23 protein-coding genes are annotated in these 23,995 nt (G+C 63.3%); 7 read left to right on the top strand and 16 right to left on the bottom strand.

What is annotated here, in order from left to right:
- Positions 1-11 precede the first annotated feature (11 nt).
- Positions 12-1,343 carry a histidinol dehydrogenase gene (gene hisD / locus MRBLMC3_RS06725; protein WP_363738358.1) on the bottom strand — a complete coding sequence of 444 codons (1,332 nt, stop codon included), beginning with the start codon at positions 1,341-1,343 and terminating at the stop codon, positions 12-14.
- A gap of 159 nt (positions 1,344-1,502) precedes the next feature.
- On the opposite strand from hisD, the gene MRBLMC3_RS06720 reads away from it, so the two are divergent.
- Entirely contained in the window at positions 1,503-2,447 is a 945-nt protein-coding gene (locus tag MRBLMC3_RS06720; protein WP_363826951.1) for a fumarylacetoacetate hydrolase family protein, read from the top strand.
- A gap of 51 nt (positions 2,448-2,498) precedes the next feature.
- On the opposite strand, the gene MRBLMC3_RS06715 is transcribed toward MRBLMC3_RS06720, so the two are convergent.
- Positions 2,499-3,698: an MFS transporter gene (locus tag MRBLMC3_RS06715; protein ID WP_363826949.1), complete on the bottom strand. Its 1,200-nt coding sequence runs from the start codon at positions 3,696-3,698 to the stop codon at positions 2,499-2,501.
- Positions 3,699-4,057: 359 nt separating this feature from the next.
- On the opposite strand from MRBLMC3_RS06715, the gene MRBLMC3_RS06710 reads away from it, so the two are divergent.
- The gene (locus MRBLMC3_RS06710; RefSeq protein WP_363826947.1) at positions 4,058-5,164 is read left to right on the top strand and encodes a sigma-54 interaction domain-containing protein; all 1,107 of its coding nucleotides are present in this window, start codon (positions 4,058-4,060) and stop codon (positions 5,162-5,164) included.
- Between the two features lie 191 nt (positions 5,165-5,355).
- Here MRBLMC3_RS06710 and MRBLMC3_RS06705 read toward each other — a convergent pair whose 3' ends face one another.
- The 3 genes from MRBLMC3_RS06705 to MRBLMC3_RS06695 all read right to left on the bottom strand — a co-directional run bounded on the left by MRBLMC3_RS06705 (position 5,356) and on the right by MRBLMC3_RS06695 (position 11,475).
- Positions 5,356-7,656, bottom strand: a complete 2,301-nt coding sequence (locus MRBLMC3_RS06705; protein WP_363826944.1) for a TonB-dependent receptor — start codon at positions 7,654-7,656, stop codon at positions 5,356-5,358.
- A gap of 226 nt (positions 7,657-7,882) precedes the next feature.
- Positions 7,883-9,025, bottom strand: coding sequence for a glycerophosphodiester phosphodiesterase (locus tag MRBLMC3_RS06700; protein ID WP_363826941.1), 1,143 nt, complete (start codon positions 9,023-9,025; stop codon positions 7,883-7,885).
- On the bottom strand, positions 9,025-11,475 hold the full coding sequence (locus MRBLMC3_RS06695) for a TonB-dependent receptor (RefSeq protein WP_363826938.1): 2,451 nt from the start codon (positions 11,473-11,475) through the stop codon (positions 9,025-9,027). Before MRBLMC3_RS06695 ends, MRBLMC3_RS06700 begins: the two co-directional genes overlap by 1 nt.
- Before the next feature lie 341 nt (positions 11,476-11,816).
- Between MRBLMC3_RS06695 and lptB the strand changes: the two genes are divergently transcribed.
- The 4 genes from lptB (at position 11,817) to MRBLMC3_RS06675 (ending at position 16,314) form a co-directional block, all read left to right on the top strand.
- Positions 11,817-12,602, top strand: coding sequence for an LPS export ABC transporter ATP-binding protein (gene lptB, locus MRBLMC3_RS06690; RefSeq protein ID WP_363738344.1), 786 nt, complete (start codon positions 11,817-11,819; stop codon positions 12,600-12,602).
- A gap of 48 nt (positions 12,603-12,650) precedes the next feature.
- Positions 12,651-14,165 (top strand): RNA polymerase factor sigma-54, encoded by a 1,515-nt coding sequence (rpoN, locus tag MRBLMC3_RS06685; RefSeq protein ID WP_363826935.1) that lies wholly within the window; start codon positions 12,651-12,653, stop codon positions 14,163-14,165.
- A 52-nt stretch (positions 14,166-14,217) separates the two neighbouring features.
- Positions 14,218-15,069 (top strand): D-amino-acid transaminase, encoded by an 852-nt coding sequence (locus MRBLMC3_RS06680; protein WP_363826932.1) that lies wholly within the window; start codon positions 14,218-14,220, stop codon positions 15,067-15,069.
- Positions 15,070-15,309: 240 nt separating this feature from the next.
- Entirely contained in the window at positions 15,310-16,314 is a 1,005-nt protein-coding gene (locus MRBLMC3_RS06675) for a MarR family transcriptional regulator (protein WP_363826930.1), read from the top strand.
- A 155-nt stretch (positions 16,315-16,469) separates the two neighbouring features.
- Here MRBLMC3_RS06675 and MRBLMC3_RS06670 read toward each other — a convergent pair whose 3' ends face one another.
- The 11 genes from MRBLMC3_RS06670 to MRBLMC3_RS06620 all read right to left on the bottom strand — a co-directional run bounded on the left by MRBLMC3_RS06670 (position 16,470) and on the right by MRBLMC3_RS06620 (position 23,214).
- Positions 16,470-17,531 (bottom strand): tyrosine-type recombinase/integrase, encoded by a 1,062-nt coding sequence (locus tag MRBLMC3_RS06670; protein WP_363826928.1) that lies wholly within the window; start codon positions 17,529-17,531, stop codon positions 16,470-16,472.
- Positions 17,417-17,866, bottom strand: coding sequence for a helix-turn-helix domain-containing protein (locus MRBLMC3_RS06665; RefSeq protein ID WP_363827025.1), 450 nt, complete (start codon positions 17,864-17,866; stop codon positions 17,417-17,419). The genes MRBLMC3_RS06670 and MRBLMC3_RS06665 overlap by 115 nt, the downstream gene beginning before the upstream one ends.
- A complete protein-coding gene (locus MRBLMC3_RS06660) occupies positions 17,820-18,062 on the bottom strand; it encodes a DUF2312 domain-containing protein (protein WP_363826926.1) in 243 nt (80 codons plus the stop codon). The genes MRBLMC3_RS06665 and MRBLMC3_RS06660 overlap by 47 nt, the downstream gene beginning before the upstream one ends.
- Positions 18,063-18,073: 11 nt before the next feature.
- Positions 18,074-18,253 carry a hypothetical protein gene (locus MRBLMC3_RS06655; protein ID WP_363826924.1) on the bottom strand — a complete coding sequence of 60 codons (180 nt, stop codon included), beginning with the start codon at positions 18,251-18,253 and terminating at the stop codon, positions 18,074-18,076.
- Positions 18,253-18,669: a hypothetical protein gene (locus MRBLMC3_RS06650; protein ID WP_363826922.1), complete on the bottom strand. Its 417-nt coding sequence runs from the start codon at positions 18,667-18,669 to the stop codon at positions 18,253-18,255. The genes MRBLMC3_RS06655 and MRBLMC3_RS06650 overlap by 1 nt, the downstream gene beginning before the upstream one ends.
- A gap of 44 nt (positions 18,670-18,713) precedes the next feature.
- A complete protein-coding gene (locus MRBLMC3_RS06645; protein WP_363826919.1) occupies positions 18,714-21,434 on the bottom strand; it encodes a toprim domain-containing protein in 2,721 nt (906 codons plus the stop codon).
- 104 nt (positions 21,435-21,538) lie between these two features.
- Complete coding sequence (locus tag MRBLMC3_RS06640; protein ID WP_363826917.1) at positions 21,539-21,883, bottom strand: ogr/Delta-like zinc finger family protein; 345 nt, start codon at positions 21,881-21,883, stop codon at positions 21,539-21,541.
- On the bottom strand, positions 21,880-22,368 hold the full coding sequence (locus MRBLMC3_RS06635) for a hypothetical protein (RefSeq protein ID WP_363826914.1): 489 nt from the start codon (positions 22,366-22,368) through the stop codon (positions 21,880-21,882). Before MRBLMC3_RS06635 ends, MRBLMC3_RS06640 begins: the two co-directional genes overlap by 4 nt.
- Positions 22,365-22,565 (bottom strand): hypothetical protein, encoded by a 201-nt coding sequence (locus tag MRBLMC3_RS06630; protein WP_363826911.1) that lies wholly within the window; start codon positions 22,563-22,565, stop codon positions 22,365-22,367. The genes MRBLMC3_RS06635 and MRBLMC3_RS06630 overlap by 4 nt, the downstream gene beginning before the upstream one ends.
- Positions 22,562-22,846 carry a hypothetical protein gene (locus MRBLMC3_RS06625; RefSeq protein ID WP_363826908.1) on the bottom strand — a complete coding sequence of 95 codons (285 nt, stop codon included), beginning with the start codon at positions 22,844-22,846 and terminating at the stop codon, positions 22,562-22,564. The genes MRBLMC3_RS06630 and MRBLMC3_RS06625 overlap by 4 nt, the downstream gene beginning before the upstream one ends.
- Positions 22,846-23,214 (bottom strand): transcriptional regulator, encoded by a 369-nt coding sequence (locus tag MRBLMC3_RS06620; RefSeq protein ID WP_414714631.1) that lies wholly within the window; start codon positions 23,212-23,214, stop codon positions 22,846-22,848. Before MRBLMC3_RS06620 ends, MRBLMC3_RS06625 begins: the two co-directional genes overlap by 1 nt.
- Before the next feature lie 112 nt (positions 23,215-23,326).
- Between MRBLMC3_RS06620 and MRBLMC3_RS06615 the strand changes: the two genes are divergently transcribed.
- Positions 23,327-23,986 (top strand): XRE family transcriptional regulator, encoded by a 660-nt coding sequence (locus MRBLMC3_RS06615; RefSeq protein ID WP_363826903.1) that lies wholly within the window; start codon positions 23,327-23,329, stop codon positions 23,984-23,986.
- Positions 23,987-23,995 lie beyond the last annotated feature (9 nt).

The following is a 23,995-nucleotide window of genomic DNA, read 5'->3' as shown; positions in this document are numbered from 1 at the left end:
GCCCCCGGTCCTCACGCCCGTGTCAGTTCGCTTGGTTCGACCTGCCCCGCATAGGGCACGTTCCTGCCGCCGAAACGGCGGACGCGGATGTTGGCCTGCTCACCGTGGCCAGCGAAGCCCTCAAGCGCACAGAGGCGGCTGCAATATTCGCCGATGAGCGTGCTTGCCTCGTCGGTCAGAACCTTCTGGTAGGTACAGGTCTTGATGAACTTGCCGACCCACAGGCCGCCGGTATAGCGCGCCGCCTTCTTCGTCGGCAGGGTGTGGTTGGTGCCGATAGCCTTGTCGCCATAGGACACGTTGGTGCGGCTGCCCAGGAACAACGCGCCGTAATTGGTCATGTTGGCCAGGAAGTAGTCTGGGTCGGCGGTCATCACCTGGACATGCTCGCTCGCGATCTCATCGGCGATGTCGACCATCTCCTCGTAGCTTTCGGCCACGATCACCTCGCCGAAGGCCTCCCACGCCTTGCGGGCATGGTCGGCGGTGGGAAGGATATTCAGCAGGCGCTCGATCTCTCCCATCGTCTCGCGGGCGAATTTCTCGCTGTTGGTGAGCAGCACGCCCGGGCTGTCGGGTCCGTGCTCGACCTGTCCCAGGATGTCGGTCGCGGCCATTTCAGGGTCGCAGCCAAGCTCGTCGGCAATGATGAGGGTCTCGGTCGGACCGGCGAAGAGGTCGATGCCGACGCGGCCGTAGAGCTGACGCTTGGCTTCGGCCACGAAGGCGTTGCCGGGACCTACAAGGATATCGACAGGGTCGATCGTCCCGGTACCCAGGGCCATCGCCCCGATCGCCTGGATGCCCCCGAGCGCATAGATCGCATCGGCCCCGGCGAGCGCCTGCGCGGCGACAATAGCCAGCGCCGGCTTGCCCTGGAACGGCGGAGCGCAGGTGATGACGCGCGGCACGCCGGCGATCCTGGCGGTGATCACGCTCATATGGGCCGAGGCGAGCAGAGGATATTTGCCACCCGGTACGTAGCACCCGGCATTCTGGATGGGCAGGTGCTTGTGGCCAAGCACGACGCCGGGCAGAGTCTCGACCTCGACGTCCTTCATCGAATCGCGCTGGACCTGCGCAAAGTTCCTGACCTGGGCCTGGGCGAAGTCGATGTCCTTGCGCTCCTGAGGGGTAAGGCTGTCGACCGCCGCGTCGATCTCGGCCTGGCTCAGGCGATAGTCCTCTCTGTCCCAGCCGTCGAATTTGACGCTCATCTCGCGCACGGCCACATCGCCGCGCGCCTCGATATCCGCCAGTGCCGCCTCGACAATATCGCGCACCTTGCGGTCCGCGTCTGCCTTCGCTTCCGCGCTCGCTCCGCGCTTGAGCCAGATCGCCATCGAATACTCCGAAGATATGATTGCAGCACGGATCAATGCCGCTAGCTCCGTCGACCGACCATCACATTGTATCGATGCGAGCGTATCGACCAAATGCCTTTGGCCTCGTCTGCGCGGTCCGATAATCCGACGTCGAGATAATCGGGAGACCCTTCCACCATGCGCCTTGCCACGCTTCGCAACGGAACCGCCGACGGCCGCCTGGTCGTCGTTTCGCCCGATGCGGCGCACTGCGCCGCTGCGCCGGTCCGGTGCCTGCAGGAAGCCCTGGAGAATTGGGAGATGATCGAGCCGGAGATGGCCGCGATCACCAACTTCCCCGAAGCGCTGGACCTGGCCCATGTGCTCGCCCCGCTGCCCCGCGCCTGGCAGTGGCTCGACGGCTCGGTCTATCCCAGCCATGGCGAACTGATGGACAAAGCGCTCGGCATCGAGCCGTTCAAGCCCGACTGGCCGCTGATGTACCAGGGCGTTTCGGACACCTTTCACGCACCCCTAGCCGAGGTGCCGATGGCAAGCGAGGAACTCGGCATCGATTTCGAGGGCGAATTCGGCGTGATCACCGACGCCGTGCCGATGGGCACGTCCGCCGAGGAGGCCGGCAGGCACATCAAGCTCGTCGTCCAGATCAATGACTGGTCGCTGCGCAAGCTCGCCGGGCCGGAGATGAAGTCGGGCTTCGGCTGGATCCAGGCCAAGCCGCCCTGCGGCATGGCCCCCTTTGCCGTCACGCCTGAAGAACTCGGCCTGGCCTGGCGCAAAGGCCGCCCGGCGATGAACCTGTTCGTCCACTGGAACGGCAAGCCGTTCGGCAATGCCGATGGCGAACAGATGGCCTATGGCTTCGACGAGCTCGTGGCCCATGCCGCCCGCACCCGCAATCTCGTCGCGGGAACGGTGATCGGCTCGGGCACGGTGTCGAATCCCAATTTCCGGGAGGTCGGCTCATCCTGCATCGCCGAACGGCGGGGCATCGAAATCGTCGACACAGGCGCGGCCATCACCGAGTTCATGCATTACGGCGACACTGTCCGCATGGAGGCGGTGTGTCGCGACGGACGCTCTCCCTTCGGCGTGCTCGAACAGACGGTGGTCAGGGCCTGAACGAAGGTCTCTCCGGCGGCAAGAGCGCCGCCCCTTCGGTCGCCGAGCCGCTCAGGCATGGACCATAGCCGAGTCTTTGCGCAGCCGCGCGAACAGGCTCAGCGCCGCGCCCACCAGCGCCGCCGCGGCGAGGACGCCGAAGGCCCCGCGCAATCCGCCCGTGTGGCTCCCCGCCACCGTCACCACCACCGGGCAGAGGAATTGCCCGACCGAGAACGCGCCGGTCCACAATCCCGCGCCGCGGCTGCGGACCTCGAACGGCAGTCCGCTGATCGCCCAAACCAGCAGCGAGGGCAACAGCATGCCGGCGCCGAACTGGTTGATGAAGCACCCGGCAAGAAAGCCCGCCGGCGCACCAGAGCGACTCATCAGCAGGAAGCCGATCGCAAGCAGCGTGAACTCGATCAGCAGCAGACTCGCGATCGGCAGCTTCGATCCCACGCGCGAATAGACATATGTGCCCACCGGCACCCCGATGCTGGCGAGCGAAGTGAGGAAGCCGATCCGCGCCGGATCGGTGATGCCGAACTGGGTCAAACCGATCGGGGACTGGATCTGCGCGGTGTAGAACAGCACGGACCCGAACACGGTGATCGCAATGATCCCGCTCATTCGCAACCACGGGAAACCGGCCGAACTGGCGTCGCGCTGGGCAATTTCCGCATCCGGGGAGTCGCGCCGTGCCGGTTCCCAGGTGAATAGCAGCACCAGCACGAACATCAGCAGCGCCGAACCATAGACCCAGAATGGCGCGCGCCAGCCGAACCGGCCCAGGAAACCGCCGACGTTCAGGAACAGAAGAGCGGATATCGAGGCCATGGCTGTCTGCCCTGCCAGCCAGCGGTCACGCGCGGGGCCTTCGAAATAGTCGCCGATCATCGTCGTGCTCAGCACCATGATCATCGCTTCAGCCATGCCGACCGCCACGCGTGACACGATGATCCAGCCAAGATCGCGCAGGAAGACCGGCGCGATGCCCACCACCGCATAAACGAGAAAAGCCGCCAGGAGCAGCCGCCTGCGACCGAACCGATCCCCCAATATTCCCGCCATCGGCGAAAACAGCGCAACGCACAGCGCCGGCACCGTCAGTACCATCGGCACCCAATATTCGTGATGCTCAACGCTGGCGAATTCCTGGAGCAACGCCGGCAGATTGGGCGCCAGCAACACGATCGCCATTGCCGACAAGGTGATCGGCAGGAGCAGCGAGATCCCTGTGGCAAATCCCGCCCGTTGATGCGTGGTCATATCTTCTCCCGCCTTGAGGCCATGTCTTGTGGCAAGTTCCCCAGCCCTGACGCATTAGACTGCCGTGGCCCATCGATCCAAACGATGGTGTAGGATCGTGCACATCCATGAGAAGGGATCGGAAAACCTGTCGAAGGGCAGATTATTCGACGCCATGCCAAGCGGAGGCGTCGAGCGGCATCGGGTGGTCAGGAAGGGCGCGCGGCGAAGGCATCGCGCGTGGTGATGGTGCGGCGAGCGGAACTGATGCGCCCGCTCTGACCGCCGCGTTGAAAGCTCAACTAGGCTCGCAAGTCTATTTTCTACCAAAACAGAAGACAATATGCTGCTATCCTGGGCAAGCCTGAGATGGAGGACCAATGAGGAACAGTTCGCATAGCAGCGCCGGAAGCCGGACCGACGTCGGTCTGGTGGCAGCAGCGAATGACGATGGCCGCCCCCTGCTGGCCTATGACTGCGATCAGCATCACGCCGTCGGGCCCCGCGCCCGCGCCCTGATCTTCAACGATCCGCGATCGCGCGCACTCCTGCCACTGATCGCACGAGTGGCGCCCAGCGACGCCAATGTGCTGATCATGGGCGAGACCGGCACCGGCAAGGAACTGGTCGCACGCTATGTCCACAGCCTCAGCGATCGGGCGCACGCGCCCTTCGTCGCGGTCAATTGCGGCGCCTTTTCCGAATCGCTGATCGAGGGTGAACTGTTCGGCTATGAAAAGGGCGCCTTCACCGGGGCGAACGTCGCGCGGCCCGGCTGGTTCGAGGCCGCCAATGGCGGGACACTGTTCCTCGACGAACTGGGCGACCTGTCGCTGCCGCTGCAGGTGAAGCTGCTGCGTGTCCTGCAGGAGCGGGAAGTCGTCCGGCTGGGATCGCGCAAGGCGGTGCCGCTCAACGTCCGGGTGATCGCCGCCACCAATGTCGAACTGCAGCAGGCGGTGAATGAGAGCCGCTTTCGATCCGACCTCTTCTACCGCCTTCAGGTCGTGGCCATCCCCCTGCTCCCGCTACGCGAACGGCGAGCGGACATCCTGCCGCTGGCGCGCCATTTCCTCGAGCAATACGGGAAGCGAGCAGGCGCCAGCCGGCTGGAGTTGAGCGCGGCGGCCGAAGAGGCGCTGTTCCAGCATGGCTGGCCCGGCAACATCCGCGAGTTGGAAAATGCGATCCACCGCGCCACGCTGATCTGTGAGGATGGCCGGATCCGGCCTGCCGATCTCGGGCTGGGCGACCCTGTGGGCGCCAGCGATCCGGGCGCCGATCCCGCCTCGCTGGAGGAGGCGGTTCGTCCCCTCATCGGCCGGCTGCTGAAGGGCGACCATGATCAGTTGCTAGACCGGCTGGTCGCGTTCACCGTGACCGAGGCGTTTCGCCTGTCGAGCGAAAATCAGATCAAGACGGCCGCGGCGCTGGGCATTAGCCGCAATGTGGTGCGGACCCATCTCAAGAATCTCGATCTGATCTGACGATCCCGCTTCGGCCGATCCCCGCCCCCATCCGCCAGGCCGACGCCATGATCGCCATCGCTGCCCGCGCAGAGGCGAGCCGGCCAGGCTTGACGGTCTCACCTGACGCTGATTCTCGTCTGTCCGGGTTTCGCAATATGCAAGAACCCCGCCCGGACACGCTGGGCGTGCCCGGACAGGTGCACTTTATCTTACAGCTTGCCGCTCAGCGACACGCCGATGATGCGGGGTTCGTTGAAGACCGCCGCCATATAGTTTTCAATCACGCCCTTGAGGTTCTTCTCGTTGGTGATGTTGCGGGCGAAAGCCGCGATCTCATATCTGCCGCCGGGCGCGGTGTAGCCGATCTTCAGGCCGCCTTCGAAGTCGCCCTTCGAATAGAACTCCTTCGTCCGGTAAAGGACGAAATTGGTATAGCCCTGGATATTCCAGTCGGTCGCGACGAAGGCCTTGCCGCCATTGCCGAGCGGAACATCATAGCGGGCCGCGATATTCGCCGTATATTTGGGCGCGTTGGGCAACGGATTGCCGTCGATCCTCGCCAGATAGACCGGGCCGAAGGCCGTCGCCACGGTGCGCAACGGGTTTTCGACCGTGCAGACCACCACGCCGTTGAGAGCGCAGACCTGCGCTTCGGCATTGGGGTCGTCAATCTCCGTATGCAGCAGGCTGACACCCGCCGAAAGCGTCAGATTTTCGAACGGACGCGCTTCCAGATCGGCTTCCATGCCATAGGCCTTGGCCGCCCTGGCATTGAACAGGACGCCATTGCCGTTGACGTCATTGCCGTTGAGCTGGATGTCCTTCACCTTCCAGGCGAAACCGGTCAGGTTGAAGCGGACGCGGTTGTTCAGCAGGCTGGTCTTGATGCCGCCTTCATAGGACATGATCGTTTCCGAATCCGCCGTCGTGAAGTCGCTGTTGAACACCGCAGAGCGGCCCTGGATGGTCGGACCACGGAAGCCGCGCGCGACGCGGGCGTAGAGGCTGACCTCGGGGCTGAACGCGTAGAGCAGGCTGACGTCCCAGCTCGGCTCGTCGCCCTTCAGCTTCACATAGCGACGGCCCGCATAGGTGGAGACGCCCGCTGCATTGGCCGCGGCGCGGACCAGGCGGGTCGATTTCTCGTCTTCGGTATACCGGCCGCCTGCCGTCAGGGTCAGGCCGGGCACGATTTCATAGCTGGCCTGGCCGAACACCGCCCAGCTTGTGTTGACGTTGCGCAGGCGAACCCAGTTGTTGGGATTGCGCGCGGCGGTGGTCAGGAAATAGGCGCGCTGGTAGAAATCGGTCACGTCGCGGCTGTCGAATACCATGCCGCCGACCTGCCATTTCAGGGCATGGTCGCCATTGCTGGCAAGGCGGACCTCCTGCGTCAACTGGTCGAGATCGCGGACATTGCCCTGGCTCTGGCCGAAGCCGCTGGGGACGCCCGCGACGGGGAAATTGGCGGCCGCGCCGCCGTCGGTATCGCCCCGGCTGTAACCCTTTGTCGTTTCATAGGCGGTGATCGAGGTCAGGGTCACCGGGCCGAAGTCCAGAGCGATATTTTCCGATGCGCCGTAGGTCTTGTAGGCCTGCGGGTTGTTGTGCGCTTCGTCGAGGGCGATCTTCGTGCGCGGTTCGGCCGCGACGCTGTTCGATCCCTTCACCAGCGCGCCGCGATGGAAGATGGTCGAGGTGCCGTCATAGTCGCGATAATGGAAGCTGGTGAGCATCGACAGCGTGTCATTGGGCGTCAGGAGCAACTGGACGCGAACGTCCTTTTCGTTGAAGCCGCCCATCGCGTCCTTCTTGGGCGAGACGGTGCCGTCGGCGCTGGCGCCGGTATAGACATTGTCGACCCAGTCGTCGCGATGCTGGTAGAGCGCCGAAACGCGGAAGGCGAGCTTGTCGGCGACGATGGGGCCACCGATGCCGCCGTCGAAGGTGACGGTGTTGTAGCTGCCATAGCTGGCCGAGGCACGGCCCTGCCAGTCCATCGACGGACGGATCGTGTCGAACTTGATGATGCCCGCCGTGGTATTGCGGCCGAACAGCGAACCCTGCGGGCCGCGCAGCACTTCCACCTGGTTGACGTCGAAAACGGGGTTCGATTTCAGCACGACATGTTCAAGGACGACATCGTCCTGGATGATCGACACCGGCTGCGAGGCGCCGAGATAGAAGTCGATATTGCCGAGACCGCGGATGTAGAAGCGCGGAAAGATGCGGCCGGTGGTGGTTTCGGCGTAGAGGCCGGGCACGCGGGCCGCCAGTTCAAGGATGTCGCCGCCGCCGGACTGGAGGCCGCGCAGCTGGTCGCCCTGGACCACGCCGACGGAAACCGGGACGTTCTGCAGATTTTCGGAACGACGTTCTGCGGTCACGACGATCTCGTCGAGCGCGCCGTCAGTCGCCGCCTCCTGCGCGTGGGCGATCCCTGCGATCGACAGCGCGCCAAATGCCGAAGTCAGCAGCAGCACTGACCGTCCGTAGCAGGTTTTGGACAAGATGATTTCCCCCAGAATAGCCGTTGTTCACCCCGGCCGTGTCGATCCCCTGATCGTCTCTCACCGCAGGCGATGTGGCGCCTAGGAGCGGATTGTGGCGGTTCGGTGACAAAGAGCGGCCATTGCCAGACGATCGTATAATTTCTGCTGCATTGTTGCTGCCTGGCAACATGGGAACAGGCCGCGCTTCTCATCATCAGCGATCGATGGCGGCATTCCTGATGCGTCAGCTCTTCCATTCCCCGGCCTGATCGATGGCCTGGCGACCCAAGGCGGGATCATCCGTGAAAAAGGCATCAAGCCCAAGGGCAAGGTAGCGCTGCATCTCCGCCACGCTCCCGGCAGGGTTGCGGGCGCTGTCGCCCTGATCATTGCGGAAGTCGGCAGCCAGAAAATGATTTTCCGGCCGGAAAGTCCAGGTGCCGACCAGCAATCCCGCCCTGTGCGCGGCTTCGACCAGGCCTGTCGGCCGGGCGAGTCGTCCATCGGGCACCAGCGGAATGATCATGCGGGTCGACGGGGCCAGATAGTCGGCATAGGTCGCGATTTCGCTCAGACCCTGGGGTGCGACGATGTCTGCATAGGTGCGTTTCATGCCCTGCGCGGCGATGTCGGCGGGCATCGCGGCCGGATCGCCAATAAGCTGCATCAACCGGGCATGGGGGAAGGATGAGAGGCGGGGACGCAGCTCTTTCAGATTGCGCGTCTCAAAGGACTGGATGATCAGCGGCGCGCGGGACAGATAGCTGCTCTTGCCGATATGGTCCAGGAGGCGCGGCTCCAGCGGCAGGCCCAAGCGGGCAAAATAGGTGGAATGCTTGATTTCGGGAATGAGGCCGATGCTTCGTCCTCGCGCGGCTGCCTCGGCGGCCAGGAAATCGGCGATTTCCTCCAGCGAGACGATCTGGAACTGGCCATCGAAGCCGCGGCTTTCCGGCCGCATCGGCCCCAACCGCTCGCGGGCGCGCAGGGTCTTGAGTTCCGCCAGGGTGAAATCCTCGGTGAACCAGCCGACCTGCTGTTCCCCGTCGATCGTCTTGCTCGTCCTGCGGCTGGCGAATTCGGGGCGAGAGGCGACATCGGTCGTTTCGGCAATGTTGTTTTCGTGCCGCGCGACGAGAACGCCGTCCTTCGTCGCCACCAGATCCGGCTCGATGAAGTCGGCGCCGTCCTCGATCGCCTTTGCATAGGCGGCAAGCGTATGTTCGGGCCGGAGCGCCGAACAACCGCGATGCGCCAGGAGAAGCGGGCGCCTGCGGTCCGGGACAGGGGCGGCGACCGCCACCCCCGTCTTCATCGCCGCGCCCAGCAGCGCAAGATCGGCGCCCGAACGGAGCAGATCCCGCCGGGTGAAAGGTGCGGCCGTCATCAGAACATCACCGACAGCGTGCCGAACCATTGGCGCGGCGGGATGGGATAGACATTGTAATTGTTGGTGTTCGCGCTCGCCTGCACGGTCGATGCGCCCTTTTCGTCGAACAGGTTGGTGACGTTCAGGCTGATTTCCGCCTTCTGCAGGCCGAACATGTCGGCCGGCAGTCGGTAGGCGAGGCGGGCGCTGGCCTGGAAATAGGATTTGACCCAGGCGTCATTGGTGAAGGTCGTGTAACGGCGGCCGACATAATCGCCCACCAGCTGTGCATCGAAATTGCCGATGGTGAGGGTCGCGACCGTCTTGTTCATCCATTTCGGGCTGACCGGGATCAGCTTGCCGCCGGTCGGCACGACCCCGCCTGTCGTCGCGATACCGCCGATGCGCGTGCCGGTCGCCTGGCCGGTGGTGGTGCTGTAGTCGCTGTCATAGATGGATCGGTTGTAGGACAAGGCGTTGTAGAGCGAGAAGATCTGGCCGAAGCGCAGCGTCACGGCGGCGTCCACCCCGTCCGTCTTGACGTCGCCGACGTTGAACACGGCCGGCGTGCCACCCGAAATGCCGCCGCCGCCAATGCCGCCGATCGCGGCAGCAGGCGTGATGCCGATCAGGCGATCCCGGAAATCGACATGATAATAGTTCACCTGCGCGTCGATGCCGGTAAGGAAAGCCGTGTCGATTTCGCGGCTGGTGCGGAAGCCGATTTCATAGACCCAGCTCGTTTCGGGCCGGCCGTTATTCTTGAGATTGTCGAAGGCGGCCTGGCTGCCGCTGCTCCACGGCGTCACGCCGCCCGCCCCATAAGGCTGGAACTGGCGCAGGTTTTTCTGGACGTTGACGTAGAGCTGTTCCTTGTCGGTGATGTTCCACTTGGCGCCCAGTGCCGGCAGGAACCAGCGCTTGGTGTTGATCTCGCCCTCCGGCAAGGCGCTCGACGACCCGGGCAGCGAGCCGATGATCGGCTGCACCGGGAAGGTGCCGCTGGCGAATTGCAGACTGGACTTGAAGCCGCCCTGGATCAGCAGGCTGGGGGTAAGCTGCCAACTGTCCTGCAGGTGGAATTGCAGCACATTGGTCCGCATCTCGCTGCCATATTGGGTGAAGAGCGGGTTGGTCGGCCGTTCATAGGGGCTGTAGTCCTGCGGCCGGGTCACATCCAGCGCATACCAGCGGCGATAGGCGGCCGAGCTGTTATATTCATACCAGATGCCTGCCTGAATGGCATGGTCGCCCAGCGTCGCATCGAGCGAGGAAAGCACGCCGCCACGATCGATCCGATATTCGGTGGTGCGGATGGCATAGCCCGAATTGCCGGTCGCGGCCTTCAGATTCTGGCCCGGGAAGTAGAGCGAGAACAGGGTGGGAAGCGATGCGACGGTAATCGGCCCGGCGACGATGCCCGCGCCGTCATTATGGTGATAATAGACCTGGGTCGACCAGTCGACGGCATCCGAAAGATGCGCCTGATATTTGACATAGCCCAGATAATCCGTGCGCAGCGCTGCGCTGTAGTAGTTGCGGTAATTCTGCGCCTGCGCGGCAGGAACGGCGCCATTGGCGTCGAGATAGGCGATCGCCGCGTTGAAATCGGGATAGAAGAAGGGACGGACATAGGGCTGATAGGCCTGCGCCGCGTTGGCCGGGTTCTTGAAGACGGTGGTTGCGTCTTCGTTCGGCTCCTGCTTGTCGGAATAGGCGAAATAGCCGGTCAGCTTGCCGTTGCTGTCGTCATGCACGAACTTGGCATTGACCTGCCAGCCGCCCTGCCGCCCGTTGAAGTCCCAGGCGCGGGCGCGCTGGCGCAGTACCGACACATAGCCGCTGTTGCCATTGCCGAATTCGCCGCTGTCGAGGCGCAGGAAGGTGCGCGACGTCCCATAGCTGCCCACCGTCTGGTTGATTTGCGCACCCATTTGCTGGCGGGGATCGCTGGAGAAATTCTCGATCGCGCCGCCCAGGTTGCTGGTCGACGCGATGCCCAGTTCCGCCGCGCCGGTCGCCACGACCACGCTGCCGACATTTTCCGAGATGATCGCGCGCTGCGGCGAGAGGCCGTTGAAATTGCCGTAGCTCTGGTCGCCCAGCGGCACGCCGTCCAGCGTGTGGCCGAGTTGCTGGCCGCTGAAGCCGTGGATGAACAGCGAGGCGTTCTGTTCATTGTTGCCCCAGGGATCGGCCGTCGCATACATGACGCCCGGCAGGGTCTGGATCGCCTTGAACGGCGCGACGCCCGGCAGGATCTTCTGGATTTCGGTCGTCGTGATCGCAGTGGCCGACCGGGTCGCCTTCACGCCGGTCACGATGATTTCGGAATTGCCGGAAGCAGCAGCCTCTTCGGCGGGCGCAGGCTCCGCAGGCGCCTGGGCAAAGGCGGGAGCGGCCGCGAAAAACGACAGCAGTGCAGCGCCGGCAAGCAGCCGGCCCCGCGAGGACGGGTGAGCGATCATGGATGGATTCCCCTAAGGTGCCGTGCTGGCTTGCACGGTTGGCGGCAGCAACTAGGCGGGGAGAATGACGGTTTGTTGGCACCTTGGGGACAATATTGTTACACAGGAATAAAATAATCGCCTGCCGCCAGAAGCCTGTTTTCTGCGGACAATCATGGGGCTGGGACGCGCAGGATCGTCATTTCCGGGCCCTCACGACAGGATGCGCGATACAGGCTGTAAAGGCGCGAAAAACCATTTTCCCCTTGCCCCGGCGGCAATCCCATGCACAAAGCTTGCCAATTGCCGCGCGGGACATTGGCTTAAACCTGCGATAAGCATTCGGCAGCAAGGATGAAGTGATGGACGACGTAATGATGCAGGACCGGTCAGCCCCGGCATCGCCCCTTCCCCCCCAGGAAGTGGGAGAGGGCCTGTCCGTTATCTCCATCGCCAAAAGCTATGACAAGCGCGTGGTGCTGGCCGACGTGTCGCTGACCGTCGGCAAGGGCGAGGTGGTCGGCCTGCTCGGCCCCAATGGCGCGGGCAAGACGACCTGCTTCTATTCGGTGATGGGGCTGGTGCGGCCGGATCATGGCCGCATCGTGCTGGATGGGCAGGACATCACCGGGCTCCCCATGTATCGGCGGTCCATATTGGGCCTGGGCTACCTGCCGCAGGAAACCTCGATCTTCCGGGGGTTGACGGTCGCGCAGAATATCGGCGCGGTGCTGGAACTGGCGGAGCCGGACAAGGCGGCGCGGCAGGCGCGGCTGGAACAGTTGCTGAACGAGTTCGGCCTGACCCGGCTGCGCGATTCCTCCGCCATGGCGCTGTCTGGCGGCGAGCGGCGGCGGTGCGAGATCGCCCGCGCCCTGGCGGCCGATCCGTCGATCGTGCTGCTGGATGAACCCTTCGCGGGCATCGATCCGCTGTCCATCGCGGATATTCGCGATCTGGTGAAGCAGTTGAAGACGCGCGGCATCGGCGTACTGATCACCGACCATAATGTCCGCGAAACGCTGGAGATCGTGGACCGCGCCTGCATCATCTATGACGGCAATGTGCTTTTCGCGGGCAGCCCGACCGAGCTTGTCGCCAACGCCGACGTGCGGCGCCTCTATCTGGGCGAGAATTTCTCGCTCTGACATGAGCGGCGGACCGACCCTTCCTGACTTCGGCGAGGGGAAGGGCTGATGGCGCTCGCGCCCCGTCTGGACCTGCGACAGAGCCAATCGCTGGTCATGACACCGCAACTGCAGCAGGCGATCAAGCTGCTGGCGCTGTCCAATCTGGAGATCGAGGCGTTCGTCGCTGGCGAGCTGGAGAAGAATCCCCTGCTGGAAGCGGGAGGGCCCGAAGATTTGGCGCCTCCCGCCGACGGCGTGGACCGGACGGTGGAACAGCATGATCTGCCAGCCGCCACGGGCGATGCCGACCAGTTGATCAGCCAGGGTCTGGGCGCTGCGGATTCGCCGCTGGACGTCGATTATGGCGCGGAAACCTTTATCGACGACGGGCCGGGCGACCGGATGGCAGGCGGAGCCATCGGTTCCGGCGGGAACGACCTTCTGTCGGGCGGAAGCGGCGAAGCGCCCGATTTCGACAGTTTCGCCAATCCGGAGCAGGGCCTTCAGGAATATCTGATGGACCAGGCGCGCAGCGCGCTGTCGGGCAGTGACCTGATGATCGCGGCGCAGCTGATCGGGCAGATCGACGAGGCCGGCTATCTGGAGGCCGACCTGCTGGAGACCGCCCATGGCATGGGCGTTCCGCTCAGTCAGGTGGAGCAGGTGCTGATGGTGATCCAGGGTTTCGACCCGATCGGCGTCGGCGCCCGGTCGCTGTCGGAATGCCTGGCCTTGCAGGCCCGGGAAGCGGATCGCCACGACCCCTGCATGGCCAAGCTGCTCGCCAATCTGGATTTGCTCGCCAGGGGCGCCCTGCCCCAGCTTCGCCGGATTTGCGGAGTGGATGAAGAGGATATGGCGGACATGATCCGCGAACTGCGCGGATATGACCCCAAGCCCGGCCTGCGTTTCTCCACCGAAAGCGCAGCGCCGGTGACGCCCGACCTGTTCGTGCGTCCGATGCGGGAGGGCTGGTCGATCGAGATCAACGGCGCCACCCTGCCTCGCGTGCTGATCAATCGACATTATTATGTCGAGCTGGCCTCCGGTCCGCAGGACAAGACGTCCAGGGCCTGGCTGGCCGATTGCCTCGCCAGCGCCAATTGGCTGGTCAAGGCGCTCGATCAGCGGCAGAAGACCATCATCAAGGTCGCAAGCGAGATCGTCCGACAGCAGGAGGATTTCTTCCGCAAGGGCGTGGCGCATCTGAAGCCGCTAACGCTGAAGGCCGTGGCGGATGCGATCCAGATGCATGAATCGACCGTCAGCCGCGTGACGTCGAACAAATATCTGTCCTGCCCCCGTGGCCTCTATGAACTCAAATATTTCTTCACGAGCGGCGTTTCGGCGTCCGGCGGCGACGGCGCCGTGTCGGCCGAAGCGGTCAAGAGCCACATCAAGGCGCTGATCGCGGCGGAAACGCCCGATGCCATATTGTCCGACGATACGCTGGTCGATCTGCTTCGCGCCAAGGGCACGGACATCGCCCGCCGGACCGTCGCCAAATATCGCGAAGCCATGGGCATCGGATCGTCGGTGCAGCGGCGGCGGCAGAAGGCGCTGCGCGGGCAGGCGGCTTGACCCGGCAACGCCGCCGGGCCAGATCGGCCGCCCCCAGACAAGGAACAGCTTCATGTCCATCGCCTATCTGAACGGGAGCTTCCTGCCGATCGAGCAAGCCCGCGTCTCCGTACTGGATCGCGGCTTCCTGTTCGCGGACGGCATTTACGAGGTCGCAGCCGTGATCGACGGCAAGCTGGTCGACAGCGCGTCCCATCTCGCCCGGCTGGAACGGTCGACCAGCGCGATCGGCATCGCCCTGCCGCTGTCCCTGGCGGAGATCGAGGCGGCGCAGAAGGAATTGGTGGCGCGCAACGGGCTGACCGAAGGGCTGGTCTATCTCCAGATCACGCGCGGCGCCGATGCGACCCGCGATTTCCTGCCCTCCCCCGATATCCGGCCGACGCTGGTGATGTTCGCCCAGGCCAAGCATTTCCTCGACGTGCCCGCCGCGCGCGACGGCATCGCGGTGGCGACCATGCCGGACCTGCGCTGGGCCCGCCGCGACATCAAGAGCGTCGGCTTGCTCGCCCAGGCCATGGCGAAGCGCGCCGCTGCCGAGGCGGGCGCGCAGGAGGCGTGGATGGTGGAGGATGGGTTCGTCACGGAAGGCGCATCGTCCACCGCCTTCATCGTGACGGAGGACGGCGTCGTCACCCGGCCATACAGCCAGGCGGTGCTGGCGGGCTGCACCGGCGCAGCGCTGACGGCGCTGGCGGAGGAAAGCGGCATCGGGATCATCCGCCGTCCCTTCACCGTCGCCGAGGCATTGGCGGCGAAGGAAGCCTTCATCACGAGTGCATCCACGCTCTGCCAGTCGGTGGTGCGGATCGACGGTCAGGAAATCGGCGGCGGCAAGCCCGGCCCGATCGCGATGCGGCTGCGCGCGCTCTATATCGACTTTGCCCGGCGCACCGCCGTCTGAGCAAAAATGCGCAAAAGCTGATCCATATCGGATGAAGAATCGAACGAACGCCATTGCCGCCATTTCGGCGGCGATCATGGCTCCATTTTGGTGTCCGTTACGGCGATTTCGGGAAAAGACCCGTTTACAGGCGCGCTGATGGGCGCGATGCGCGGCTTAAATCTCCATAGTGGAGAATGGTCTGGCTGCGTAACGACGGCGTTACGATAAGCTGAAACAAACAGGATGGAGATTTTCGGCGTGGGTTTGGATCATGAAGAGATCGGTTTTGGCGCATCGCCGGACCAACCCTTCGGCACGCGGGACGAGCGGCCCGGGCTGCTCATCCTGGCCGACGATATCTATAACGACGATGCCGCGCTGCTGAGCCGGGCGGCGGGGCTTCGCCTGCTGGGCACGGTATCGCTGGATCAGGCATCGAACCGGCTCGACGTGCAGATCGGCTGCGACATCATCCTGTGCTTTTGCCCATCGCCCGATCCGATGGTTGAGCGGCTGCTAGTGCAGATAGAGACATTGGCGCTGCAGAATGACATGCCGGTCATATTGGTCGCCGATCTGGACACGATCGATCTCGCTTATGCCTGCCTGCGCAGCGAGCGGACCCAGTTGCTTTGCCGGCCGGGACATACGGATCTGGCCGCCGCGTTGCTGGCCGCCGCGCGCCAGACGCCGTCCCGCTCGCTTCATGAGGTGAATCGGGAGAGTGAAGGGCTGCAGCTCCAGCAGTTGAGCGACGAGGTAAGCCGCCTCGCCCGCACGCTGGAGGCACTGACCCTGCGGCCTCGTCACGCGACGCCATCCTTCGACCTTGGCCCGCGCATATCGGACGAACCAAGCGACTATATCGGCATGCCCGCGCTGGAACCGATCGGCAGCGCGGACAAGTCGGCCGAAGCCGCAACCTTGGAGGCGGCGCAGGTGCGCGACCTGCTGCGCGCGCGCCGGTTGCGCGACGATTTCCTGCCCGCCGACCTGTTCGCCGACCCCGCCTGGGACATGCTGCTGGATTTGCTGGCCGCGCGGCTGGAGCATGAGCGGGTGTCGGTATCCAGCCTGTGCATCGCATCAGCGGTGCCGCCCACCACCGCGCTGCGCTGGATCAGGACACTGACCGAAAAGGGCTTTGTCGACCGGCAGGCCGACCCGCACGATGGACGACGCGTCTTCATCGCGCTGGCCGATCACACGGCCGAAGCCCTGACCCGCTGGTTCACCGCCAGCCGCCGTTTCCTTTGCGCATGACGATTATCGCCTCTTCCCCGCTTGACCGGCGTCCGGATTGCCGTAGATAGGCGCGCACCGGACGCCCGCGATCAATGCTGGCATCGGGCGATTAGCTCAGTTGGTAGAGCGTCTCGTTTACACGGAAATTTCGCAATCGCCTTAGAGAGCCGGATTTACGCGGTTTTCTTGGTTTCTGCTGCATCCACTTCGGGAATAGTTCGGGACTCTGAAGCCTCGAGTGCCTTTCGCACGTCGTCATCGAACGCATGGGCGTAGCGCAGCGTCGTGCGAATATTCCTGTGTGCCAGAGCCTTTTGTGCGGCGGCCAGGTTGCCGGTCTTACGGAGGATGCGTGTCCCGCGCGTGTGGCGCAGATCGTGGAAGCGGAAATTTTCGATTTCGGCGGCCGTCAGAGCCTCGCCCCAGACTTTCCGCCAACCATCCTTCGAAATGGGATAGCGCTGGCCCTTGCGGCGCTTCTGGCGGCTTTGCTGGCATTCATAGGTGAAGACCTGGGGACAGGCTTGCGGCTGCGTGGCGATCAGGACGATCATATCAGTGGTCAGCGGGCGTTTGATGCGATTTCCGCCTTTGACAGTTCGCCAGGCCACCTTCGCCGGCAAGTCCAGATCGGACCAAAGCAAGGTCCGCACCTCGGAAACGCGCCAGCCCGACAGCAGCGCGAATTTCACGAATGGTTGATAATCCTGCCGGATGGTGGACAGCAGGCGATCTTCCTCATCGAACTGGAGTTCGCGGGGATCATGTTCCTTCACGGCATAGCGCATCGCGCCCCAATCCGGCATTTCACCGACGTCAAATTTCGCGCGATCGGTCGCCCGCCAGAAGGCGCGGGCGACGTCGATTTCCCGATTGACGCTGGTGCCCTCGACCAGCGCGGCGCGCTGCCGGAAATAGGCACCAATGTCGGTATGGTCGATGTCCGACATGAACGACCGTGCGCCGATCGAATTGACGAAGTTATCGAGCCAGCTTTCGGTGGAAGTGCTCCAACGCTCCTCCTTGCGCAACTTTGCTTCGTATAGGCCGGCGGCCTCGTCCATCGTGATCGGCTTCCGATGTTTGATGTCGAGGGCCGCTTCAGCCCGCTTGCGGGTTTCTACCCTTTCCGCCTCGCGCTTCGTTTTCTGGCCCGTCGAGCCGTGAAATCTCCGACCACGATGTTGGAAGTCGTAGAGGTAGATGGTCGAGTTTTTCGGCTTGTAGACGGACATTGATGATCCTCGCGGATGCGGTTCGCCACGTAGGCGTCGCAATCCTCCGGTCGGTAACGGATTTTGCGGTCGGTGATGGCAACGTAACGAATATGACCCTGCTGTCGGAGTCGGCGCAAGGTCTTGTCACTGATATGAAGGCGCTCCGCCGCCTCCGCAGGTGTCAGCAGCAGCGGCGAGCGATTCAACGGCTTTCTCCCTTTGTGCTCGCGAGAGCGCCGGCGATGATGAACGGGATCGCCAGTAGGGCGGCGATGATGAATAGGGTGCGGATCAGGCCCCTGACCATCACTCGATCCCCAAAGCGTTCTTGTAGGTGTCAACGATCGACTCATGTTCAAGCCGCGCGTGGCGCTCCAGCTTGCGGATCTGGACGATGCTCCGCATCGCCTTGGTGTCATAGCCATTGGCTTTCGCTTCCAGGTAGACGTCCTTGATGTCGTCCGCGATGCCCTTCTTTTCTTCTTCCAGACGCTCGATGCGCTCGATGAAAAGGCGGAGTTGTTCAGTTGCTGCATTGCCTTCGGACATAGGAATTCCTTTCAGTTCGTGATGGTGGCCACGATCAGCGGGCCGAAATGGGCGAGGAGGACGCCGGCGCCGATCGCGCCGGCGGCGATGACCGCGCGGGCGCGCGTCGGGGCTTCAGCGAGGCGTTCGGCCAGCGGTCGGCATCGGCCGCAGCTGCACGTCATCGCGTGGATCGGGACGGGGCGACGCATCAGCCGATGACCTTTTTGCGTTCCAGCTGCTCGCAGCGGGTGCAAAGGTCGGGATCAGCTTCCGACCAGGTGACGTCGTCGCCGTAGGTGTCGTATTGGGTCGTCCACTGATCCCACCCGCATGCCAGGCACAGGCGGGGGTGCTGATCCGGCGGGGTGTCGCAAAGCTGGCGATAGACGTCGAGGTTGAAGCTATAGGCCCGGGACATATCGGCGCCGAAGAAATGGCGCTGCATCCGATAGCCAACGGTTTCGAGTTCGCGGATATTCCGTTCGACTTCGGCCTGGTGTTCGGGGCGGCGCCAGTATGGCTTTGCCACCTGTTCGATCGTCATTCCGGCGGCACGGCGCCGCATGGCGACATATTCCCAGGGCATGACGATGGGGCGGGCCGCCGGTTCGGTTTCGGCCAGCATGACAAGAAGAGAGGGAGCGTTTCGCATGGATCGTCCTTTCGCTGTCAGGAGTGCTTGGCGACCGCGCGCGACGGGTCATGGAAGACCCAGCAGCGGACGGCGCCGACGTTGTCGTTGATGGAATTGACCGTCGCCTGTTCGATGAAGCGGCGGGATTTCGAGGTTTTGAGGGCGCGGATCAGTTCGGAATGGGTGGGCAGCTGGAGCCGCTTTTCGGCGCAGCGGGCCTCCATTTCGTTCAGGCGAACCGCGATCAGGCCTTCGTCCGCGCGACGATGGTGGTTGATCCTGCCTGTGCTGGCACCCTTGGTTTCGTTCTCTTCCAGATAGTCGAACCGCTCCCAGAAGAGGCTGACGATCGGGTCTTCGCTGTTGACGGCCAGCTGACGGTCGCTCGCCATCTGGACGATGAAGCGGGCGGTTTCGGCCTGCTGGTTGTCATTGATGGGGACGATCGCGCGGATCGCGTCGAGGAAGGCGAGCAGCTGGCCGTGGGTCTTGGCGAGGCGGTTGGTGCGGATCGCCGGCATGCCCAGCAGTTCGGCTTCATATCGGGCGAAAGCCCGGCGGAACCGGGCCATGATGTCCTGTTCGCGGCGGGCGGCATGGACGATGAAGCCGGAAATCTTTTCGACGGGCCATTGTTCAAGCCGTTCGGCCGCCGCCTTCGTCTCATTGGTGAAGTTCGACATATCGAAGCCGAGCGACATGATGCGCTCCAGCACCGCGCGGCTCGCATTGACGGGTTCGTTCTGCTCGATGACGACCGCGCCCCTGAAAGGCGGTTCGAATGTCTCCATGCCGCCGTTCTTCACGCCGCGCGCGCGGACGGTGCGCCCGTTATAGGCGGTCTTAAGTTCCTCCCATTCGAACTTGCGGGCGTGGCTGGCTTCCTCGCGGCGGTCGCCCTCGATCAGCACGACGGGCAGGTTGCCGACCTTGCCCAGGTTGCGCGCCATCGCCGCCGGCGTTGCCTTGGCGGGGTCGAAGCCCTCGTAATTCTCGCGGCCCATCAGCTTCCACAGGAATTCGATCAGGGTCGTCTTGCCGGTGCCTGGCAGGCCATGCATTTCGAGGAAGGGGAAGGATTTCATCTCGCCGCGGACTTGCTCTGCAAAAAGCGAAGCGAAGTAGAAGGTCAGGCAGGTGATGCCCTTGGGGCCGTAGGCGGTCCACAGATCAGCAAGCCAGTTGGTGTCCAGCTGGTCCGCGTCGTATTCGATATCCAGCAGCCGTTCGGATGTGCCCAGCTTCAGCGCCTGCTTGCCGATTTGGAAAAATTCATTGTCGTTGGGCCGATAGACGCGGCCACCGGAGACGGCGAACTGGCCGAAGACATAGGCCTTCGCGTCGCGGCAATAGCCGGTGAAGCCCAGCGGGCGGACGTCGGGCAGGTCGGGCGTCTGCTGTTGCAGGATACGGGTCAGCTGGTGTGCGCTGCCGGTCCAGACGCCACCGAAGGCGAAGAGGCGGTCTTCGAAATTCGAGGCCTTGCGCAGTTGGGCGGCGGTGAAATCGCCCTTCACGGACGGGCGCTTGCCGCTGGGGAAGGATATGTTGAGGAAGAATTTGGTTTCGTCCGTGGCGTCGTCGCGCTGGCGGTAGAGGACGCGGAAGGCGCAGTTGGCGATTTCCTCGACCATCAGGGCCTCGCGCGAGGCCTGCATGCGGATTTCCGCCTCTACGCTGGCGTCGATGTCCTTCAGTTCGCGGGTGCGGCTTTTGCGATATTCGTCAATCTTCTCCTGCACCACGGCGACGTCGATCGCGCACCAATAGGTCCGGTTGCCGAAGGTGAAATGGAAGCTGGTCCAGCGGTGCTTTTCCCAGATCAGGAAGGCCTTTTCCTGGGCGTCTTTCGCCAACAGCACCTTGCCGAACCACAGATATTCGGCGCGATGGTCGGCGGTCAGCCGTTCGAGGCCCAGCAGGTCGTTCCAATCCAGCACCTTGCCGGTTTCGTCTTCGCCGCAGGGCTGGGCGGCGCTCGCCTGCCATCCCTGGTCTTTCGCCAGCTTCACATGTTGCCGGCTCGCGCTGGTGCCAGCGCCGCCGGCGTCATAGGCGAAAACCAGCCTGGGCGAGCGCAGGGGGTTGTCCGATGTCGCAATATGCGCCCGAAGCCGTTTCAGGAATTCTTCGGGATAGTTGTTGCACGACATGGCGGAGACGGCGCGCTGGCCGGCCTGCTCCAGCGCCCAGGCATTGAAGATGCCTTCGGCAATCCAGATGCTGTCCGCATCGGCCATGTCCTCGATCGAGACGTCAGGCCGTTGCCACGCCTGCCCCTTGTAGGGCTTGCCGTAGGCGAAATTGGCCTTCTTCTCGAAACGGCCAGGCTGATCGATCAGCCGTTCCCACCAGCTGCCACCGGGGAGCGGGAAACGCACGGTGGCGGAGCCGATGCCGCGCTTTTGATCCTGAAACCACTCCTGCGTATAGGCATCGCGCATGCCCATCAGGTTGAGCTTGCGGGCGTCGGTCAGATAGGCGTCGGCCGCCGCATGGGGGTTCTCTCGCGTCTTCTGGTAGCGGTTCGACCAGATGTCGAAGATTTCGGGATAGCGGTCGCGAACCGTCTCTTCCCACCCGCATTTTTCCTGCCGGTTGCACTTCAGCACCCAGGGGCTTTCGGCGTTCGTATAGACCTCGAAGGCGCCGCAGTCGGGGCACTTGCCACGACGCAGCCACGATCCCTTATCGGTCTTCCACTGGAAATCGGCTTTCAGCCTGGGCAGCAATTCGCGGCGGATATCGTCACGCATGGACATGGCGAGAATGGGACTTTCGAAGGCAAGGAAAGGGCGTTCCCGGCGGCGGGGTCCGCCGGGTGGATTGGGTGGCGATCGAGGCGGTGCGACCCGCTAGATCAGATGGTTATGGCGTCGGCGGCGGGTTCGCTGGGCGGCCCGCCATCGTCATTGGCGGCGCGGTCGTTGTCCGCATGACGCCATTGGGTCATAGGCAGCGGGGCCAGCGGTTGCGGCATCCGGCTGGGCACGGTCGCCCGCAGCGTCGCCATGCTGACGACAAACTGGCAACCGCAGCGCTCGACGTTCCGGCAATGATAATAGACCTCGCGGTAGAGCAGCGTGGCCTTGCCGGTTGTCGATCGGGCAAAGGCCCGTTCGCCGCAGCCGGGGCATTGCACCGACGGCATGCGAGGCGCGCCCCCGCCATTATTGAGTTTCGGCCCCCGGCCATTGGTCATCATGCTTCCCCTGCTGCTCGCTGACCGGCTCCATTGCCGTTCACGAAAGACTTCAGCCGACCAAGAAGGCGGGTCGCGGCGCTGGCGACGTCCTCGGTTTCGGCAATGGCGCGATGGACGGCCGTGTCGGAGACACCTGGCTGCATCACAGGGATGCTGCTGCCGATGGCGTCGGCCGTCTCTTTCGATAGATCTGTGATTGCCTGGGCAAGCGCCGCGCGACAGGCCAGGGACTGGCCCAGCGTAACGTCCAGCTGGCGGGCATAGCTTTGCAGAATGGGCGGGAAATCGCCGCCGGCCTCCATATAGGCGCGATCAAGGGCGATGGCCTGGTCAAGCGTCGGCGTCCCCTTGCGGTCGCTTTCGCTCCAATGGCGCACGGTGCGCTTGGCGCGGCGCGTGAGCGCGGCGGCTTGGTCCCAGCCAATGAGGGCGACGGCCGTCGTGATGGCGAGGGAAAAGGATAGAGGGGCACGGACCTTGGTCATGCCCCAGCCCGCCCCATGGCGCACATGGCGAAGATGGTGGCGCTGCTCATGAACAGGAATAAGGCGACGCTATACCAGCACGGCAGCTGGGGAGCCGAAGCGGGTTCGGCGCGCTGCAGCGATGCCAATTCTTCCGGCACCATGTAGGTGTGACGGGAAGCAAATTGGCCGCGCAGGCGATATTCGGGCCTGTTCATGCCGCCACCGCTATGGCGCCAGCATGGCGTCCAGCTGCTACGGCGATATGGCCGGAGTTGGTGAGTTCGATGGGCTGTCCCTTGCGGATATTGCCGTGGCGATATTGGGAGGTGATGGCCCGGAAGAGATCGCGTCGGGTGCAGCGCAGCTTCGTTTCCAGATCGGTGACGCTTATCGGATGACCAGCATCGAACAGCGCGTTGAGCAAACCGATTTCCAGATGTTCGGCATGCGAGAAAGACTTGGCGCGCATTCGCGCGGGCATGGTGATAACGGGCATCAGTCGATGTCCTTTCGTTGCAATTTGACGACCCGATCGCAAGGGACGGGCACAGACAGAGCCGGTATGATGCCCCCGCATTCTTCACCGGGGTCGATGCCTTCGGTGGGCAGCGAAAGGGGGTAAATGTCGGGGCGAAGAAGGTGGCGGGAGACGCCAGTGTCAGCCTCCACGGCAAGCACATGTTCGGGCGGCAGGCGCTTTGATGTCTGAAGCCATTTCCAGACTGTAGGCTGCGTCTTTTTGCAGATGCGGCCCATGGCGGACTGACCGCCGGCTAGATCAACAGCAAGCTGAAGTGCCTGGAACGGGGACAGAGTAACGCTGCCTAACGGCGCGATCCCGCGTTGGACTGCTAACGCAAGCATCTGAGATAAGGAGAGTTTGTTGTTCATAGAGCCATCTATAGACGCATCTATAGGTCAGTCAATAGACAAATCTAACTTTCCGTCTATAGACGAGTCTATAGGGTGTCGCGTCATGGATTTTGGCAGTCGCATTCGGTCCCGGCTTGAGACTTTGGGCATGTCGCAGGCGGAATTAGCGCGGCGCGTCGGCATCAAACAACCTAGCATCAATCATCTGATCAAGAACGGCGCGCAGGGATCGAAACACCTCCACCAGATCGCCCAAGCGCTGCAAACCACGCCTGCATATTTGACCGGCGAAACAGATGATCCTGCTGAAGGTTATGTCTCCCTTCCTTCAACTGACGTCATCGCCGGTGAGCTTGGCTTGGTGCCGGTTCGCGAAATCGACCTGCGCTATGGCATGGGTGCAACCGAGTTGGAGGTTCCGGTCACGACAACGGTCCGCCATTTCTCGCGCGATTGGATCAAAATTTACACCGGCGCTTCGCCTGACCACCTATATTTCGCACAAGGTATAGGGGACTCGATGGCACCCACGATACTCGACAGTGACCTCCTGCTGATCGATGCATCCGAACAGACGCTGCACCTTGCGGACAAAATTTGGGCGTGCGCCTATGGCAACAGCGGGATGGTCAAGCGCCTGCGTCAGATGGCTGATGGCTCCGTCAAAATCATGAGCGACAACCAGAATGTCCGCGACGAATTGGCATATGACAACGAACTGCATGTGCTGGGCCGCGTCGTCGCAATCGTTAGAAAAACCTGATTTGCTGTA

Source organism: Sphingobium sp. LMC3-1-1.1, from assembly GCF_040676285.1.
Lineage (GTDB): Bacteria > Pseudomonadota > Alphaproteobacteria > Sphingomonadales > Sphingomonadaceae > Sphingobium.
Note: the sequence above shows the minus strand (reverse complement) of the source record. Positions and strands in the feature narration are given on the sequence as shown.